Origin of the sequence: Mesorhizobium sp. M7A.F.Ca.CA.001.10.2.1 (genome assembly GCF_003998575.1) — a bacterium.
In the GTDB taxonomy this organism is placed as follows: domain Bacteria; phylum Pseudomonadota; class Alphaproteobacteria; order Rhizobiales; family Rhizobiaceae; genus Mesorhizobium.
This window is the reverse complement of record NZ_RZQY01000614.1, coordinates 1-3,725: the sequence shown is the minus strand read 5'-3', so window position 1 is coordinate 3,725 and position 3,725 is coordinate 1. Positions and strand designations below refer to the sequence as shown.

At 64.1% G+C, this 3,725-nt stretch carries 3 protein-coding genes and 1 pseudogene; all 4 read left to right on the top strand.

Annotated features, from left to right (window positions below):
- A pseudogene (locus EN964_RS28435) lies at positions 1-918 on the top strand (acyl CoA:acetate/3-ketoacid CoA transferase); the annotation flags it as partial.
- Positions 911-1,687: an enoyl-CoA hydratase/isomerase family protein gene (locus EN964_RS28430; protein ID WP_127267245.1), complete on the top strand. Its 777-nt coding sequence runs from the start codon at positions 911-913 to the stop codon at positions 1,685-1,687. The pseudogene EN964_RS28435 and the gene EN964_RS28430, both read left to right, overlap by 8 nt.
- A 10-nt stretch (positions 1,688-1,697) precedes the next feature.
- Positions 1,698-3,209, top strand: a complete 1,512-nt coding sequence (locus EN964_RS28425; protein WP_127277009.1) for an aldehyde dehydrogenase family protein — start codon at positions 1,698-1,700, stop codon at positions 3,207-3,209.
- Positions 3,210-3,266: 57 nt separating this feature from the next.
- On the top strand, positions 3,267-3,725 hold a 459-nt coding region (locus EN964_RS28420; protein ID WP_164776046.1), incomplete at its 3' end, for an ABC transporter substrate-binding protein.

Here is a 3,725-nt window from a genome sequence, read left to right as displayed (position 1 = left end):
GACCAGGACGCCCGGCACGCGCACGTCATGCGGTTTCAGCGTACCGTTTTCGACGACGCGCTTGACCAGTTGCAGACGACGCTGACACCCTATGACCCGGCGATCTCCGGAGAAATCTTCCGGCCGCTGTCGAGCTTCCGCACGCCGGAGATGAACGTCCAGAAAGTGATCGCGCGCCGCGTCGCCATGGAGTTGCGCGACGGCATGGCCGTCAACATCGGCTTCGGCATTTCCGCCAATGTCCCGCGCATCCTTCTCGAGGAAGGACAGCACGGCAAGATTACCTGGGTGATCGAACAGGGCGCGGTCGGCGGCGTGCCGCTGCTCGACTTCAAATTCGGCTGTTCGTCGAACGCCGACGCCTTCATGCCCTCGCCGCACCAGTTCATTTATTTCCAGGCGGGCGGCTTCGACGCCTCGCTATTGTCCTTCCTGCAGATCGACCGCCATGGCTCGGTCAATGTCTCGAAGCTTTCGGCGCGCCCGCATGTCACGGCTGGTGCCGGCGGCTTTGTCGACATCACCGCGCGGGCGAAGAAGATCGTGTTTTCCGGCTTCTTCAACGCCGGGGCAAAACTCTCATTGGCCGATGGCGGCATCCGCATCGATCAGGAGGGCAAGGTCAAGAAGGTGGTCAACGAAGTCGAGCACATCTCGTTTTCGGGCAAGCGCGCAGTCGCGCAGGGACAGGACATCACCTATGTCACCGAACGCTGCGTGATGAGGCTGACGCCGGAGGGCCTGGTCGTCACAGAACTCGCACCCGGCATCGATCTGCAGCGCGATGTGCTGGCGCAGTCGGAAATTCCGTTGGGCATTGCCAAGAACCTCAAGACGACACCGGCAGCCCTCTATCAGGAGCAACCGATAGGCCTGTCGCTGAATGGCGGCGCCTCGCTTGGAGGCGCGCATGGCTGAGCACCTCGTCACCTTTGAAACCGACGGCGCCATCGGCGTCGTCACGCTGCGCCGGCCGGAGAAATTCAACGCGCTGGACATTCCGATGCTGCGCGCGTTGGAGACGGCGCTTGACGCGGCCGAGATGGCCGAGGGCGTCCGCGTCGTGCTGCTGCGCGGCGAGGGCAAGGGATTTTGCGCCGGTGGCGATGTTGAAGCGTGGGCGCGGATGAGTGCCGCCGATTTCCAGGTGCAATGGGTACGCTACGGCCACCGCGTCTTCGACCGGCTGGCGCGGCTCAGGCAGCCGACCATCGCCGTTTTGTCGGGCCATGCACTGGGCGGCGGGCTCGAACTGGCTGTGGCTTGCGACTTCCGCGTGGCCGAAACACAGGTAAAATTGGGCTTCCCCGAAACCTCGATCGGCGTCGTTCCGGGCTGGTCCGGCACGCAGCGCGCCGTGCGCCGCTTCGGCGCGCAGACGGTGCGGCGCATGGCGCTGGGCGGCGAGATCTTTCTCGCCCCTGAAGCACTGGCCTTGGGCATTGTCGATCGGGTGGTCGAGACCGGCAAGGCGCTGGCTAATGCACAGGCGTGGGCGGAAAAGATCGCCGAGCGCGGGCCACTGGCGACGGAAGCCGCCAAGCTGATGATCGCGGTCGCCGAAGGCGAGGAAAGTGCCGCCGCCACCGAAGCGCTGGCCAGCGGCTTCATCGCCCTGACCGGAGATCTCAAGGCCGGCGTCGATGCCTTCAAGGCCAAGCAGAAGCCGGCCTTTTCGAGATCCTAGAGGAAAACAGATGAACGCCCCACTCAAGATCGCCATGCCGGCCGAGGCGGCTGCGGCACCGAAAGCCTACAGGCTGCTGATCGACGGCAAGCATGTCGATGCCCGCGACGGCCGCACGATTGCTCGAAATAGTCCCGGCCACGGCTTCACCGTCTCGCACTACGCACAGGCCGGCGAGGCCGAAGTGGAAGCCGCTGTGCAGGCCGCCCACAAGGCGTTCGAGACCGGTCCATGGCCGCGCATGAGGGCAGCTGAGCGTGCCGCGATCCTGCTCAAGGCGGCTGACCTGATCGAGGCGCGGCTTGAAGACATCGCCCGGCTCGACGCGCTGGAATCGGGCAAGCCGATCGCCCAGGCGCGCGGCGAGATCGGCGGCGCCGTTGACATCTGGCGCTATGCCGCCTCGCTTGCCCGCACGTTGCATGGTGAATCCTACGCCAATCTCGGCGATGCCATGCTGGGCGTCGTCCTGCGCGAGCCGATCGGCGTCGTCTCGATCATCACTCCATGGAATTTCCCGTTCCTGATCGTCAGCCAGAAACTGCCCTTCGCGCTCGCCGCCGGCTGCACGGCGGTGGTCAAGCCTAGCGAAATGACCTCGGCGTCGACCTTCGTGCTCGGCGATATCCTGATGCAGGCCGGCCTGCCCGCCGGCGTAGTCAACATCCTCGCCGGCTTTGGTGCCGACGTCGGCGCGCCGATGGTCAGTCATCCCCTGGTCGAGATGGTGTCGTTCACCGGCTCCACCCGCGTCGGCAAGATGACGATGGCCTCGGCCGCGCAGTCGCTGAAGAAAGTCTCGATGGAACTCGGCGGCAAGAACGGCCAGATCGTCTTCCCCGACGCCGACCTCGAAGCGGCCGCCGATGCGGCGGTGTTCGGCGGCTTCTTCAATGCCGGCGAGTGCTGCAATGCCGGCAGCCGGCTGATCGTTCACGAGGCGATCGCCGACGATTTTCTCAGCACCGTCAAGGCGCTTGCCGCCAGGGTCACGGTCGGCGATCCGCTCGATGACCAAACCAAGGTCGGCGCGATGATCTCGTCCGACCATCTGAAGAAGGTGGCCGGCTATGTTTCTGCCGCTGAAGGCGACGGCAGCCAGGTTTACAGCGGAGGCAAGCAATTGGCCTCCAATGTCGGCCAATATCTTGATCCCACCATCATCCGCGGCGTTACCGAGGAGATGGCCATAGCGCGCGAGGAAGTGTTCGGTCCGGTGCTCTCGGTGCTGACTTTTGAATCGATTGAAAAGGCGTTGCACATCGCCAACAACACGCCCTATGGTTTGTCGGCGGGCGTGTGGAGCGCCAGCATCGACACTTGCATGTCGGTCGCGCGTGGAGTGCGTTCGGGAACCGTTTGGGTGAACACATTCATGGAAGGTTATCCCGAGCTGCCTTTCGGAGGCTACAAGCAGTCCGGTCTCGGACGCGAACTCGGCAAACGCGCCGTCGAGGACTATACCGAGGAAAAGACAATTCAGTTTCATCGCGGCCAGCGCACCGGATGGTGGGTCGGCTGAGTTGAGAAGAACCCGGTGGGCTTCACCGGTCGTGTAATGCAACAAGGGAGGAAGTACATGTTGCGCAAACTGCTTATCGGAACGGCTCTCGCGTCGGGCCTGGCTTTCGCGGCCCACGCCGAGGACGTCAAGGAAGTGCAGATGCTGCATTGGTGGACGTCGGGCGGCGAAGCGGCTGCTCTCAACGTCCTTAAAGGCGATCTGGCCAAGGAAGGCTATGCCTGGAAGGACGTGCCGGTGGCCGGCGGCGGCGGCGATGCCGCCATGACCGCGCTGAAGGCGATGGTCGCGGCCGGCAATTATCCGACCGCCTCGCAGATGCTCGGCTATACCGTGCTCGACTACGCCGCTGCCGGCGTCATGGGCGACCTGACCGAAACGGCGAAGAAGGAAGGCTGGGACAAGTCCGTTCCGGCGGCCCTGCAGAAGTTCTCGGTCTATGACGGCAAGTGGGTCGCGGCGCCGGTCAACGTTCACTCGGTCAACTGGCTGTGGATCAACAAGGCCGTCCTGGAC